The sequence below is a fragment of the Agrobacterium sp. LAD9 genome (assembly GCF_003031125.1).
Classification (GTDB): Bacteria; Pseudomonadota; Alphaproteobacteria; order Rhizobiales; family Rhizobiaceae; genus Agrobacterium; species Agrobacterium radiobacter.
Genome location: NZ_PHGS01000006.1, coordinates 306,395 through 320,824, shown reverse-complemented (window position 1 = coordinate 320,824; position 14,430 = coordinate 306,395). Strand labels below are relative to the sequence as shown.

Genomic DNA, 14,430 nt, shown 5'->3' with positions numbered 1-14,430 from the left:
AATTTTACGTCGAAACGGCGGTGAAGTGACGATATCCCGATATCGAAACTTGACTAAAAAAAGCAGGAAAAATCGCGTTTGAAACGGCCGGAATCAAGCATCGGAATCGTCAAAAACCGAGGCGTGCAAACAGCGCGTCGATCTGGTTTTGAGGAGACATTTCAAGAGAAAGAAATGGCGCGAGTGACGGGGCTCGAACCCGCGACCTCCGGCGTGACAGGCCGGCACTCTAACCGACTGAGCTACACCCGCGCTCCACAGACATTCATCTGCGTTTTTTCCGAGGAACAGGATGGCGCGAGTGACGGGGCTCGAACCCGCGACCTCCGGCGTGACAGGCCGGCACTCTAACCAACTGAGCTACACCCGCTTATCCTGACGGACAGGACCTTGCCCCGCCGTACGAACCAGCCTCGGCTGTTCGTTGAGCGGCTAACTACGGCGTTCGTGCGGGGGTGTCAAGCAGGTTTCACGACAAAAGAATAAGCTTTTTGATTTTGATCGGGAAAAACCCTGGGGCCTTTGATCGGCGTTCCAGCAAACGCCCTGTTTTGCGGGCTTTTCCCAACGAAAACAAAAAACTTGTCCACAGCGAGCGGCTTCCCCGACGGCATTTCCCCAGGGCCATCAAGGCGTCATTGGTTTCTGATTTCACCAAAAAGCCCGCAGTTCCCGGCTTTTTGCCCCTCCCCTTCGACGGAGGGAAAAGCCGCTCCGAAAAAAAACAAAAAAACTTCACAAAAGCCCTTGCGGTTTTTTTCCGATCCGAATACATCACGGCCACCGACGCGGCGGACATGATCCGCAGGACGCGAAGGGCGATTAGCTCAGTTGGTAGAGCGCCTCGTTTACACCGAGGATGTCGGGAGTTCGAGTCTCTCATCGCCCACCATTTTCCAAACTTCTCAAATTCACATGTTATGAGCTGAATGTTCTTCAGCTGGCGCGGTCTTTTGTCCTGCATTTTCCGCATCTGGAATCAGCCGGCCCTGCCCCGCATCTCGTCGCTGGGCGTATCAATCCGAGCCCGGAACCACCGGAATCGTTTTCCAGCCCTCATCTATTCCAAATCGATACGTCCGTTTCGGATTCCGACAGCTTCACCGAATCCCTGTGCCACCGCGTAACATACCGAAAAATAAGCGGATTCAGACTTTTTAAAGAGATTTCGGGCATTGTTTGCGCACCGTTTCATGATGAACGGTTGAACTGATGGATGAAACCATGTCGATCGACGCGTTTGTAACACTCGCGCTTATTGCGCTGCCTGTTTATATTTTTTTCCGCTGGGTCCAGCAGGACTCAGAAAAACAAGATACTCCCAAAAGCAAAAATTCCATGGGGCGGTGATCCGTTACGGTCGACCCGTAGTATTTTCCCGGACGGTCTCCGGACGAAATCCTCCACAATCCGATATCCAAGCGGCAATGCTGATTTCAATAGCTAGCCATCGCCAGGAATCGCGCAAAATCGGGGAACCCGGCCCGGGGGGCCCTCGCCGCACAAAAAAGCCGGGCATAGCCCGGCTTTTCTCATTTACAGCGCCTTTCGGCTCGATCAGTTGATCGCCTTCATGTTGACGGTGAAGAACAGCGTCTCGCCGGAAGAATCGTCCACGCCGTCATTGTCGGTCACGGCATAGGCCGTTCCAGCCTTGTCGAAGGTGAAGCCTTCCAGCTTGTCAACGACGTAGCCGTTGGTCTGGGCCTTGAGGTCGGGCAGGAAGTCATGGGCTTCCTGCTTGGCCACCAGCGGCAGTTCGCCGCCGATCTTGCCCGGCTTCAGGTCCGCGATCGCAACGCGGTAGAGCTTCTTGATCTTGGCCTTGTCGCCGATCTGGTTGTCGCGCTCGACGATATAGACATAGTCGCCCTGCGCGGTGATTTCGGAAAGGCCAATCCAGCCTGCCTCGGTCTTGTCGAGCGGATAACGCACGGCGCCCCACTCCTTGGACTTCGGATTATAGGAGACGAGCTTGACGAAGCCCTTCTCATCCGTGCCCCATTCGCGCTGCACGGCCATCCACAGCGTGGCGTCGTCACCCTTGCCGATCATGGTCACGCCTTCGAAACCGAAGCGGGTATCGCCGGAAAGGAGTTCCTTCGGCAGAGCGATCTCGGCCTTGATTTCGCCCTTGGCGTTGACGTTATAGAGCGCGTGCGGAACAAGCTTGGCGCTGTCGCCTTCAGAGGCCAGCCAGAAGCCGCCCTTGCCATCAAGCGTAATGCCTTCGATGTCGACCTTCTGAGCAGCAATGCCGTCACGCTTGACGCGCAGCACGCTGGTGATGGTGGCAGGCTTCTTCGTGGCGTCGATGGTGAAGATCGACGGCTGGTTGCCATAGACCGAGTCGGAGACGGCATAGAGAATGCCGGGCTTCTCAGCATCGCCGACCAGGCCGGAAAGAGCGCCCCAGCCGATCGGCGCGCCGTCGACGGTGGCGGAAACGAGCTGCGGATAGGCAGGCTGGCCTTCGGCGCGCTCATAAAGCATGACATGCGAGCGGACACCGCCGTCTTCGATCAGATCGACCTCATTGGCCGTAGCAAGGAGATTGCGCGACGGAATGGCGACGGCGCCTTCCGGCGAGACGCCCGAAGGCAGGAGCTGCGTCAGCTGCGGCTCCGCACCGGTATCCTTGTAGACGGCGACCACCGAAGCGCGCTCGGCAAGCACGAAGAAATACTTCTGGCCATCAAAGGTTGCCGCTTCCAGACCCTCGGGCTCAATGCCCTTGGCCTTGGAGCGCTTTTCCGGATAGTGGCCGATGGCGGCAACCGCGCGCTCGAGCGAAGCACCGGCTTCATAAACAAGCTTGCCGGTCTTGTCGAAAATGGTGAAGCCGCGCGAACCGCCCTGCCAGTCGCCTTCATTGGCGATGACGATACGGTCATTGTCCAGCCACTTGACGGCGTCCGGCTCGCGCTTGCGGCCTTCCTGCTTGTCGGTGAACTTCAGCTGGCCGTCGGTCTTCGTGTCGATGCCTTCCAGATCAACCTTGCCGGCGGAGAAATGCGTCTTCACCGTGCCGGTCTTGCCATCGATGATGACGATATGGTTGTTTTCCTGCAGCGTCAGAGCGATCTCGCCATTGGCGTTGATCGAGACGAATTCCGGCTCCGGATCCTCAGGGGAAATTTCGGCGAGACCGGTAACGTCAATCTTCTTCAGCGTCGCGCAGTCGGCCACGCCGTCCTTCAGGCCGACCGTTACCAGATAGCCGGCGGGCATCTGCGGCAGTGCGCCTTCGTTCACGTCTTCATCACGCTCGTTTTCGATCGCGATGGCGGCAAAGGTTTTATCAGGGGAAACGGCGACGGAATCGGGCTGGCCGCCGAGATCACAGCTTGCCTCGATCTTCTTCGTGGCAATATCGACCGTCACCAGCTTGCCGGACGGGTTGGCGCGGTTTTCCGACGTATTGACGCCGGCCAGAACCTTGAGACCAGCAACGGCAACAGAGGTCGGCTCGCCTTCCAGCAGCAATGCGCCGCCGGCCTTGGGGGCCTTCGCGTCGGTGATGTCGATGAAACCGATGCCCCCGAGCGGGCTGTCCGAATAGATCAGCGTCTTGCCGTCTTCACTGGCGGTGATGATTTCAGCCGAGGTGACGGACTTGGCGTCCTTGTCCGCGGGAAGGTTTTTCGCCACCGGGAAAGACGCGATGCGGTTGAAAACCGGCTCGGCAGCGGCCGGCAAGGCCACGGACGTGAGCAGAGCAGCAGTCAAGGCCATTTGAGAAAATCGGAACGCCATTTTAATCCCCCTTGGGTCCAGAAATACCCCATGGCTTCTGCGTCAAAGACATGACAGTGGCATGACATTTCCTGTCGGGAATCAAAAAGCCCGGCCATGGAGACCGGGCTTTCTTGTTTCTGCGCACATTCCGCGTATCGGAGCACCGTGTGACCGGATGGAGGCTGCACAGGCGCGCTCCCTACTTTCGTTTACATCCTGCCGGATTGAGAACCGGGCTGTCCGAAAAGCATTTCGAAAAACCGCCCGGTTTTGAGCCGGCATGAAGGCGTCAGCGCGTCAAAACATGTTTCCTCGTGAACCTGAAAAGCCGCCCGCCCGCCGCCGGGCGTTGCGGCTTTCCGGAAACCTTACGAGTTGACGGCGTCCTTCAGGCCCTTGCCTGCGGAAAACTTCGGTACGTTGCGAGCCGGGATATCGACTTCAGCACCCGTAGAAGGGTTACGGCCCTTGGAGGCTTCACGGCGGCTAACGGAGAAGCTGCCGAAGCCAGCGAGGCGAATGTCGCCACCGTTCTTCAGTTCGCTCTGTACGGTTTCGAATACGGCATCAACAGCGGAAGCAGCATCTGCCTTCGTGAGACCAGCCTTTTCGGCAACAGCAGAGACGAGCTCGTTCTTGTTCATGTTTCCACCCCTTTCAATGGTTTGAAACGACTCAAATTAAGCCGGCGCAGAATACGTTTGCATCCGCGCGCAGCAACCCAAAAGCGCTGGAATCGCCTGAAAAACAAGGGGTCTGCGATTTTTTTCACAAAAAAGGCCGACATTTCTGCCGGCCTTCCACATATTCGTGCCAAATTCGCATCACTTGCCCGGAGTTGAGCGCAGAATGCGCCTTCCGACACCTAACATATTGAATCTATGCAGCACCCGTCGCGAAAGGCGATTCCCGCCCCTCGCGACGAAGCATGTATCAATGTGCGATGGTCTGGCTGCCGTCGTCGACGCCTTCGACCGTAGCGATAACAGGCGTCTCGATGCTGCCGTCCCACTCGATGGGCTCCGGCTGGCGCAGAAGGGCGTGCCTGATAACCTCGCCCATGCGCGATACCGGGATGATCTCCATCTCGTTCTTCACATTATCTGGAATCTCCGCCAGATCCTTGGCGTTTTCTTCCGGGATCAGCACCTTCTTGATGCCGCCGCGAAGGGCCGCAAGCAGCTTTTCCTTCAGGCCGCCGATCGGCAGCACGCGACCACGAAGCGTGATCTCGCCCGTCATCGCCACATCCTTGGAGACCGGAATGCCGGTCATGATGGAGACGATGGCGGTTGCCATGGCAACACCGGCGGACGGTCCGTCCTTCGGGGTTGCGCCTTCCGGAACGTGGACGTGGATGTCGCTCTTGTCGAAGCGCGGCGGTTCGATGCCGAAATCCACGGCGCGCGAGCGGACGTAAGATGCCGCTGCCGAAATGGATTCCTTCATCACTTCCTTGAGGTTGCCGGTGACCGTCATGCGGCCCTTGCCCGGCATCATCACGCCTTCGATGGTGAGCAGCTCACCGCCGACTTCCGTCCAGGCCAGACCCGTGACGACGCCAACCTGATCCTCGCGCTCGGCCTCGCCGTGGCGGAACCGCGGAACGCCCAGATAATCCGGAACATTGGCAGCGGTGACTTCCACGGACTTGACCTTGCCCTTGATGATCTCGGTGACGGCCTTGCGCGCCAGCTTCATCAGCTCGCGCTCGAAGCTGCGCACGCCCGCCTCGCGGGTGTACTGCTGGATCACGATCATCAGAGCGTCATCGCTGACCGAGAACTCTTCCGGACGCAGGGCATGTTCCTTGATCGCCTTCGGCAACAGGTGACGCTTGGCGATTTCGCGCTTTTCGTCTTCGGTGTAACCGGCGATGCGGATCACTTCCATACGGTCCATCAGGGGACCCGGAATGTTCAGCGTGTTGGCCGTGGTCACGAACATCACGTCGGACAGGTCGTATTCCACTTCAAGGTAGTGGTCCATGAAGGTGGAGTTCTGTTCCGGATCGAGAACTTCCAGCAGTGCGGAAGACGGATCGCCACGGAAATCCATGCCCATCTTGTCAATCTCGTCGAGCAGGAAGAGCGGATTGGACTTCTTGGCCTTCTTCATCGACTGAACGATCTTGCCAGGCATGGAGCCGATATAGGTACGGCGGTGACCGCGGATTTCCGCTTCGTCACGCACGCCGCCAAGCGCCATGCGCACATATTCGCGGCCGGTCGCCTTGGCGATCGACTTGGCGAGCGAGGTCTTGCCGACGCCGGGAGGGCCAACGAGGCACAGGATGGGGCCGCGAATCTTCGACGCGCGCGCCTGCACGGCCAGATATTCGACGATGCGTTCCTTGACCTTGTCGAGACCGAAATGATCCTGATCGAGGATTTTCTCTGCGGCGTTGAGGTCGGCCTTGATCTTCGACTTCTTGCCCCAGGGTAGACCGAGCAGCCAATCCAGATAGTTGCGCACGACGGTCGCTTCCGCGGACATCGGGCTCATCTGGCGAAGCTTCTTCATTTCCGCTTCGGCCTTTTCCTTGGCCTCCTTGGAAAGCTTGGTCTTGGCGATGCGCTCTTCCAGTTCGGCCATCTCGTCACGGCCGTCCTCGCCGTCGCCGAGTTCCTTCTGGATCGCCTTCATCTGCTCGTTCAGGTAATATTCGCGCTGGGTCTTCTCCATCTGGCGCTTGACGCGCGAGCGGATACGCTTTTCGACCTGCAGCACGGAAATCTCGCCTTCCATGAAGCCAAGCGCCTTTTCAAGCCGCTGCTTCACGCTGACGGTTTCCAGCATTTCCTGCTTTTCGGTGATCTTGATCGACAGGTGCGAAGCGACCGTATCAGCGAGCTTCGAATAATCGTCGATCTGGCCGGCAGCGCCGACAACCTCGGGCGAAATCTTCTTGTTGAGCTTCACATAGCTCTCGAATTCCGAAACGACCGAACGCGACAGCGCCTCGATCTCGACCGGATCTTCGGCAGGCTCCTGCAACGGCGTCGCAGTGGCTTCATAGAAGTCTTCACGGCCGGTGTAGCTGTCGATCTGGGCGCGGCCCTTGCCTTCCACCAGCACCTTCACGGTGCCGTCGGGAAGCTTCAGAAGCTGCAGGACATTTGCGACCGTGCCGACCTTGTGGATGGCTTCGGGAGCCGGATCGTCATCGCTGGCGTTGATCTGGGTGACAAGCATGATCTGCTTGTCCGAACCCATGACTTCCTCGAGCGCACGAATGGATTTTTCCCGCCCGACGAACAGGGGAACGATCATATGCGGGAAAACGACAATGTCGCGCAGGGGAAGTACCGGATAGGTACCACCAGATGCCGCAGACGTGATGTTCGTCATATCATTTCCTTTCATGGTCCCTTTCGGGACACTTTGCCGGACAGCTTGGGGCATCCGGCACATTCATTTCTCGAGACTGAAAATGGAGTTTCGAAACACCGATTTCAAGTCGCCGGAACAGACGATCCCGCTGAGCGGCAAGACCGTGAAATTCAACAAAACCCAGCGCCGGCTAGTACTCCCGACATTTCCGGTTATCCTTGAAGGTCAGGAACCGGGTCGCCGACGGGAATTCACATTTCCGTCATATCGCGCTGCAAATCAGTTGTAAGACTTTATCAGCAAAGCGCAATCCGCTCCAAACGCAAAATCGGGCTTCGCCAAGTTAGGCGCAAGTTTCACACCTGTCGACAACAGAAAAGGCCCGCACGGGATGCGGGCCTTTTGATTTCATCAAAGTACCGGACCGGTCGATCAGGCCGAAACGTTGGTCTTTTCTTCCTGACGATCCGCATAGATGTAGAGCGGACGGGCGACGCCGCTGACGACGTCGTTGGAAATGACCACTTCGCGTACGCCTTCCAGCGTCGGCAGTTCGAACATGGTATCCAGCAGGATCTTCTCCATGATCGAGCGCAGGCCGCGGGCGCCGGTCTTGCGGGTGATCGCCTTGCGGGCGATTTCGCGCAGAGCGTCCTCGTGGAAGGTCAGTTCCACATCTTCCATCTCGAACAGGCGCTGATACTGCTTGACCAGCGCGTTCTTCGGCTCGGACAGGATCTGGATCAGTGCATCCTCGTCGAGGTCCTCCAGCGTCGCCAGAACCGGCAGACGGCCGATGAATTCCGGGATGAGACCGAACTTCACCAGGTCTTCGGGCTCCAGTTCGCGCAGAACCTCGCCAACGCGGCGATCGTCTTCCGCCTTGACGGTCGCACCAAAGCCGATCGAGGTCTTTTCACCACGGGCCGAGATGATCTTGTCGAGGCCGGCAAACGCGCCGCCGCAGATGAACAGGATGTTGGTCGTATCCACCTGCAGGAATTCCTGCTGCGGATGCTTGCGGCCGCCCTGCGGCGGAACGGAAGCGACCGTGCCTTCCATGATCTTCAGAAGCGCCTGCTGAACGCCCTCGCCCGACACGTCGCGCGTGATGGACGGGTTGTCCGACTTGCGGGAAATCTTGTCGACTTCGTCGATATAGACGATGCCGCGCTGGGCGCGTTCGACATTGTAATCCGCAGACTGCAACAGCTTCAGGATGATGTTTTCCACGTCCTCGCCGACATAACCGGCTTCGGTCAGCGTCGTTGCGTCCGCCATGGTGAAGGGAACGTCGATGATGCGGGCGAGCGTCTGGGCAAGATAGGTCTTGCCGCAACCCGTCGGACCGACGAGCATGATGTTCGACTTCGCAAGCTCGACATCGCCGTTCTTGGAGGCGTGCGCGAGGCGCTTGTAGTGGTTGTGAACGGCCACCGACAGGATTTTCTTCGCCTGCTTCTGGCCGATGACATATTCGTCGAGGATCTTGATGATGTCCTGCGGGGTGGGAACACCCTCGCGCGACTTCACCATCGATGTCTTGTTCTCTTCACGGATGATGTCCATGCACAATTCGACGCATTCATCGCAGATGAATACCGTCGGTCCGGCAATGAGTTTCCGGACTTCGTGCTGGCTCTTGCCGCAGAATGAACAATAGAGTGTATTCTTAGAGTCGCCGCCGTTGCTGCCGCTGACTTTGCTCATATCTCTTTCCTTCCAGCACGCCGCAGGTCCGCCAAACGGATCGCGGTCAACTTACCGCCCGCCGATACGGCAGCCCTTGGGGTGCATCGCCGTATCCGCCTCGTTTCCCGGGGTACTAACCGGTATCAGATACATGAGCTGACAACCGGCTGCAACGAATTCCCCATCAAACCAAAGGCCACGTCATAAAAATTCAACATAGCCTTTATATATACTAATATCGCTTTCTGTTGCGGTTGAAAGCCCCGAAATTACTTTTGCGGGTTCAAACAAACGTCAAAAAGCGGCGCGCCTCAATTCGCGGCGGCGCCTTCGATTTCCTGGCGCGAGGTCAGGATCTTGTCGATCACGCCCCATTCCTTCGCCTCGTCTGCATCCATGAAATGGTCGCGATCAAGGGTTTTTTCAACCTCTTCGAGCGTGCGGCCAGTATGCTTCACGTAGACTTCATTCAGGCGACGCTTCATCTTGATGATGTCGCGGGCGTGGCGCTCGATATCCGATGCCTGGCCCTGGAAACCGCCGGACGGCTGGTGAACCATGATGCGGGCGTTCGGGGTGGCGAAACGCATTCCCTTTTCACCGGCAGCCAGAAGCAGCGAGCCCATGGACGCGGCCTGACCGACGCAGAGCGTGGAAACCGCAGGGCGGATGAACTGCATCGTATCGTAGATCGCCATGCCGGCGGTCACGACGCCACCCGGCGAATTGATGTAGAGCGCGATTTCCTTCTTCGGGTTTTCAGCCTCGAGGAAAAGCAGCTGCGCGCAGACGAGCGACGCCATCTGGTCTTCCACCGGGCCGGTAAGGAAAATGATGCGTTCCTTGAGAAGACGGGAAAATATGTCGTAGGAGCGTTCGCCGCGATTGGTCTGCTCTACGACCATCGGCACCAGAGCCATGGCGGTATCAACTGGATTTTTCATGTCCGTCCTTTGTCAAACTCTGCCCTTCGCGGAAAACCGCTCCGGAATCACTTCTAACCTTCATACTCCCTACATAGAGTGTCCCTGCCCCGTACTTCAAGACACGAAGCCGCATATCCTTAACGGCTCAACAGCGTTTGCAGGCCGCCGAGGCCCGGCTTGGCAAGGGTTTCGAACCGGGCGGGCCCGGCCGGGCCTCTTTCCCTCACCGCCACCAATTTTTTACTATGGCGCGCGACGGGGGCAAAAATCGCCCGCCATGCACAGATATAACTTCTCACCGGCAAGAACTCGTTAGTATTTGCTGCTGATACTGGCCAGCGAATTTCCGGTTCCCGTTGGGGAATGGGCCCATCCGGGCGAAATGGCAGCTCAACAATTCCAGCGGGCATAACGCACCTTGTGCGAGAGGGCCCGCTTTTACCGCATGATGGCGCAGATAGGATTTTGCAATGCTGGATGCAAAGACGAGCACGCTACTATGGGCGGCGGAAACGTTCACCCTTGCCGTGCTTTTGGGAACGCTGTGGCTGCACCGCCCTTCCCGCCGGCATAATCTCTATTTCGCCGCCGGTTTCCTCGCCACAGGCATCGGCACTGTCTTGGTGGCGTTTCGCGGAGATATTTCCAGTTTTCTGTCCATTCAGGTCGGCAACACGCTGGCGCTTTCCGCCTTCGGTTTCTGGCTGGCGGGCCTCTTGCGCTTCGAGCAGCGCAAATGCGGCGGCTGGATTGCTATTCCGGCTCTGCTGTGGATCGCCGGAATGTTCGTGCCGCCCGTGCGCGAAGACATGGTCGCCCGCATCCTGCTTTATCATGCCAGCGCGGCCACGGGCTATTTTATGCTCGCCGGCGTTCTTCTTGCCAGCAGGGCGTGCGCATCACGCAGCCGGAAGGTCCTGGCCACGATCCTGATCCTGCAGGCTTTTGCCGGAGCGATCGTCGCATCCATCGTCATCCCGGCCAATGCCGCAATCCCCAATGCCATTCCCATGACATCGGCGCTCTCCATTTCCGGCATGCTCGGTTTCACGGCCATCATCATGATCAGCGCCAAGATCATCATGGAAGACACGGAGATTCGTCTTCACCGACTCGCCATGACCGATCATCTGACCGGCGTTCTCAACCGTCGCGGTCTGCTGGAGGAGTTCGAGCGCATCAAGAAAAGGTCGCCGGCCTCCAGCCGTTACGTGGCGCTGGTGCTGTTCGACATCGACCATTTCAAGAAGATCAACGACAGATACGGCCATCAGTCCGGGGATGCGGTCCTCGTGCATTTCTGCAATATCGCCCAGCGTGTGATCGGCGATCGCGGCCTTTTCGTCAGAATGGGAGGCGAGGAATTCGCGCTGGTCGCCGAAGTCGAAAGCCCTTCCAGCACAGCGACGCTTGCGGAAGCCATCCGCAGCAATCTGCGCCAGTCGAAGATCAGTTCGCGTGGTGAAAGCATCGAGGTGACCACCAGCGTCGGCATCGCCGAAGCCATGATCAGGGATGCCGACCTCAACACCATGATGACGGAAGCCGACCGTGCGCTCTATGCTGCCAAGAAGGCCGGGCGCAACCGGACCGTCATCCACGTCAATTCGGCCAATGTCGTCGTGCCCGCCTCGGACCGCGACGAAAACCCGATGGACAACAATGCCGACCGCCAGGTTGCGGCGCTGAACCGGATATCCGCCATCGCCAGTCGATGACGATGTAACCATCCAGTGACAGACGGAGGGGAGTTCCCCTCCCTTCCCAAAGCGCCACGCGCGGAATAAACCATGGGCATGACAGCGACATTTCCCTTTCTCAAGATCGATCCCGCCACCCGCCGCGTTTCACTCGACGCCCGCGACCCGGCCTTCTACAACGATCCGAACCCGGTTTATGCCGCCCTGCATGGGCAATGTCCCACCTTTTACTGGGAGGAGCAGCGGCAATGGTTCTTCACCGGTTACGACCATGTCAGCGCACTTCTGCGCGACCGCCGCTTCGGACGGCAGATCCTGCATGTGGCTAGCCGCGAGGAAATCGGCCTGCCGCAACCGCTGGAACATGTGAAGCATTTCGACGCCGCCGAGCAGCATTCGCTTCTGGAGCTGGAGCCGCCGGAACACACGCGGCTGCGCACGCTCATCAACCGCGCCTTCGTCTCTCGGCATGTCGACAAGATGAAACCGGAAATCGAGGAACTCGCCAACCGCCTGATCGATGCCTTCGAGAGCAAGGGCGAAACCGAGCTGCTCTCCTCTTATGCCGATATCATCCCGGTGACGATGATCGCCCGCATGATCGGCATTCCCGAAGAGATGGGGCCGCAGCTTCTGAAATGGTCGCATGCCTATGTCGGCATGTACATGTTCAAGCGCACGCCCGAGGACGAGCTTCTGGCCGACAGGGCCGCGCATGAATTTTCAGACTATGTGCGCAGCGTGATCGCCGAGCGGCGGGCGGAGCCGAAGGATGACCTGCTGAGCCACATGATCCATACGGAGCACAAGGGCCAGTACCTGACCGACGACGAGCTCATCTCCACCACCATCGTGCTGCTGAATGCCGGGCACGAGGCGACCGTGCACCAGATCGGCAATTCCGTGCGCATCATTCTGGAAAGCGGCATTTCTCCGGAGGCCCTGTTCCACGACGAGGCCGCCACGGAACGCACGGTGGAAGAAACCCTGCGCATCTGCGCCCCGGTTCATATTTTCCAGCGCTGGGTTCTGGAACCGGTCGAAATCGACGGCGTCGCATTCAAGCGCGGCGACAAGGTCAGCCTCATCCTGGCAGCCGCCAATCTCGACCCGGCAAAATTTTCCGATCCGCTGACCTTCCGGCCGGACCGGAACGAAGGCGCCAACGTCTCTTTCGGCGCCGGCATCCATTTCTGCATCGGCGCACCGCTTGCACGGCTGGAGCTTAATCTCGCCCTGCCCCTGCTTTTCAAACGCCTGCCGGGCCTGAAGATTGCCGAGCCGCCCAAGGTCAAGGATGTCTATCATTTCCATGGCCTGGAGCGGCTCGATCTCAGCTGGTAAGGCAGAGGGAGGATTCAGCCTTAAATCTGGGCCAGACCGCCATCAACCGAGAGCTCGACGCCGGTGATATAGCTGGCCTTGGAAGATGCCAGAAACAACACCGCCTCGGCGATTTCGTCGGGGTCGGCCATACGGCCGATCGGTGCCGCATCCTTCAGATAGGCCTTGAAACCGGCGATCTTCTCATCGTCCATCTTCAGGCCATTTTCCATGATCGGCGTGCGGGTAACGCCCGGGCTCACCGTATTGACGCGGATTTCCCGCGCTTTCAGATCATTGGCAAAACTGCGGGCGAATGAGCGAACTGCCGCTTTCGAAGCATTGTAAGCGCTCAGCTTTTCCATGCCCTTGTTACCGACGATCGACCCCGTCAATACGATCGAACCGCCGTCCTTCAGTACCGGCAACAACGTCTGCACCGTGTAGAACACGCCCTTCACGTTGATGTCGAAAATCCGGTCGTAGAGCGCCTCATGGGTCGCACCAAGATCGTTGTTCTCGGCGATGCCGGCATTGGCGACCAACACATTCACCTTTCGCCCGTCGGCTTCAATGCGAGCCTTGAGCTGTTCCAGATCCGAAAGCTTGGCAACATCGGAAACGAAGCCGATTGCCCCTTCCCCGAGCTTGGCGACGGCGGCGTCGAGATTGGCTGAATTGCGGCCCGTCACATAGACCGCAGAGGCGCCGCCTTCCAGAAACAACCTGGCGACTGAAAAGCCGATGCCTGTCGATCCGCCCGTGACGACGACCACCTGTCCGCTGAATAGTCCAGACATTGCAAACTCCATGAATATCATAATTTCCGAATTACCATAATTCGGTATTTCGGTTTTATTGAAATATTGAAGCTTGTCAATCCATATGCTACAGGCGGTCCATGGTTCAGTTTTTTCATCCCGCTCGCGAGGACATATCGCTTACCGCCGTGCTGTCCGCCCTTGGCGAGCCCGCGCGCATGGGCATCATCCGCAAATTATGGGGGTCGGAGGCCGGGCAGAATTGCGGTGCGGCAGCCCCCTGTCAGGATATGCCGCGCTCCACCCTGTCCAGCCATATGCGAATCCTGCGTGAGGCAGGATTGATCCGCACCCATAAACAGGGCGTCGAAAATATCAGCGTTGTGCGCATTGAGGATATGGAAGCCCGCTTTCCCGGACTCCTTCCATCAATTCTCAAATTCGATAAGCAATAAGCACCAAACCGCATCCGGCCTCAGAGCCGGATGACGTAGTCCTTGCGTGTCGTTTCCACCACTTCCCACGTGCCGGCAAAGCCCGGACGCAGGATAACGCGGTCACCGGGTTTCAGATCGCGCGGCGCACCGCCATCTTCGGTCAGGATGGAATGGCCTTCGAGAATGTTGAAATATTCCCACTCGTCATAAACAACCCGCCATTTGCCGGGCGTGGACTGCCAGATGCCGGCATAGATGCCGCCGGGAGCCTCCTCGATATTCCATGTGGTGAATCTCGGATCGCCGGAGATCAGCCTTTCCGGCGCAGGCGCGCCATGCTCCACCTCGGTAACATCATCAAAGGACAGAAAATTCGCCATGACATCCGGATCCATCAAACGTGGTTGGTAAAATAGCTTTGCTCATTTGTGAGCGCTTCGTCAAACGTCTTCAACTTCAAATACAACTTAAAATTGATTTCATGGACGGCGAACGCTTGCTCGTTGCCCCGTTTCCCGTC

12 protein-coding genes and 3 tRNA genes are annotated in these 14,430 nt (G+C 58.1%); 5 read left to right on the top strand and 10 right to left on the bottom strand.

The window, feature by feature from the left end; all coding sequences use genetic code 11:
- Positions 1–175 precede the first annotated feature (175 nt).
- The 3 genes from DA915_RS06580 to DA915_RS28830 form a co-directional block, all read right to left on the bottom strand.
- A tRNA-Asp gene (locus DA915_RS06580) sits at positions 176–252 on the bottom strand.
- A 41-nt stretch (positions 253–293) separates the two neighbouring features.
- A tRNA-Asp gene (locus DA915_RS06575) sits at positions 294–370 on the bottom strand.
- A gap of 99 nt (positions 371–469) precedes the next feature.
- Positions 470–775 (bottom strand): hypothetical protein, encoded by a 306-nt coding sequence (locus DA915_RS28830; RefSeq protein WP_162691269.1) that lies wholly within the window; start codon positions 773–775, stop codon positions 470–472.
- Between the two features lie 41 nt (positions 776–816).
- Here DA915_RS28830 and DA915_RS06570 point away from each other — a divergent pair.
- Both DA915_RS06570 and DA915_RS28825 read left to right on the top strand, forming a co-directional pair.
- Positions 817–892: transfer RNA gene (locus DA915_RS06570), tRNA-Val, on the top strand.
- Between the two features lie 320 nt (positions 893–1,212).
- Positions 1,213–1,350, top strand: coding sequence for a hypothetical protein (locus DA915_RS28825; RefSeq protein WP_003502364.1), 138 nt, complete (start codon positions 1,213–1,215; stop codon positions 1,348–1,350).
- Positions 1,351–1,557: 207 nt separating this feature from the next.
- Here the strand turns inward: DA915_RS28825 and DA915_RS06565 are convergent, their stop codons facing one another.
- The 5 genes from DA915_RS06565 to clpP form a co-directional block, all read right to left on the bottom strand.
- The gene (locus DA915_RS06565; protein ID WP_107675438.1) at positions 1,558–3,756 is read right to left on the bottom strand and encodes an esterase-like activity of phytase family protein; all 2,199 of its coding nucleotides are present in this window, start codon (positions 3,754–3,756) and stop codon (positions 1,558–1,560) included.
- 350 nt (positions 3,757–4,106) lie between these two features.
- On the bottom strand, positions 4,107–4,382 hold the full coding sequence (gene hupB, locus DA915_RS06560) for a DNA-binding protein HupB (protein WP_003502360.1): 276 nt from the start codon (positions 4,380–4,382) through the stop codon (positions 4,107–4,109).
- A gap of 289 nt (positions 4,383–4,671) precedes the next feature.
- Entirely contained in the window at positions 4,672–7,089 is a 2,418-nt protein-coding gene (gene lon / locus DA915_RS06555; RefSeq protein WP_003502358.1) for an endopeptidase La, read from the bottom strand.
- A gap of 414 nt (positions 7,090–7,503) precedes the next feature.
- Positions 7,504–8,781: an ATP-dependent Clp protease ATP-binding subunit ClpX gene (gene clpX, locus DA915_RS06545; RefSeq protein ID WP_003496489.1), complete on the bottom strand. Its 1,278-nt coding sequence runs from the start codon at positions 8,779–8,781 to the stop codon at positions 7,504–7,506.
- A gap of 293 nt (positions 8,782–9,074) precedes the next feature.
- Positions 9,075–9,707, bottom strand: a complete 633-nt coding sequence (clpP, locus tag DA915_RS06540) for an ATP-dependent Clp endopeptidase proteolytic subunit ClpP (protein ID WP_003502355.1) — start codon at positions 9,705–9,707, stop codon at positions 9,075–9,077.
- Positions 9,708–10,159: 452 nt separating this feature from the next.
- Here clpP and DA915_RS06535 point away from each other — a divergent pair, with 452 nt between their 5' ends.
- Both DA915_RS06535 and DA915_RS06530 read left to right on the top strand, forming a co-directional pair.
- Positions 10,160–11,407: a diguanylate cyclase gene (locus DA915_RS06535; RefSeq protein ID WP_107675437.1), complete on the top strand. Its 1,248-nt coding sequence runs from the start codon at positions 10,160–10,162 to the stop codon at positions 11,405–11,407.
- A gap of 72 nt (positions 11,408–11,479) precedes the next feature.
- Entirely contained in the window at positions 11,480–12,733 is a 1,254-nt protein-coding gene (locus DA915_RS06530; protein WP_192886425.1) for a cytochrome P450, read from the top strand.
- Positions 12,734–12,753: 20 nt separating this feature from the next.
- Here DA915_RS06530 and DA915_RS06525 read toward each other — a convergent pair whose 3' ends face one another.
- Complete coding sequence (locus DA915_RS06525; protein ID WP_192886424.1) at positions 12,754–13,524, bottom strand: SDR family oxidoreductase; 771 nt, start codon at positions 13,522–13,524, stop codon at positions 12,754–12,756.
- Between the two features lie 89 nt (positions 13,525–13,613).
- On the opposite strand from DA915_RS06525, the gene DA915_RS06520 reads away from it, so the two are divergent.
- Positions 13,614–13,928, top strand: coding sequence for a transcriptional regulator (locus tag DA915_RS06520; RefSeq protein ID WP_107675436.1), 315 nt, complete (start codon positions 13,614–13,616; stop codon positions 13,926–13,928).
- Between the two features lie 20 nt (positions 13,929–13,948).
- Here the strand turns inward: DA915_RS06520 and DA915_RS06515 are convergent, their stop codons facing one another.
- Positions 13,949–14,290, bottom strand: coding sequence for a cupin domain-containing protein (locus tag DA915_RS06515; protein ID WP_003502345.1), 342 nt, complete (start codon positions 14,288–14,290; stop codon positions 13,949–13,951).
- Positions 14,291–14,430 lie beyond the last annotated feature (140 nt).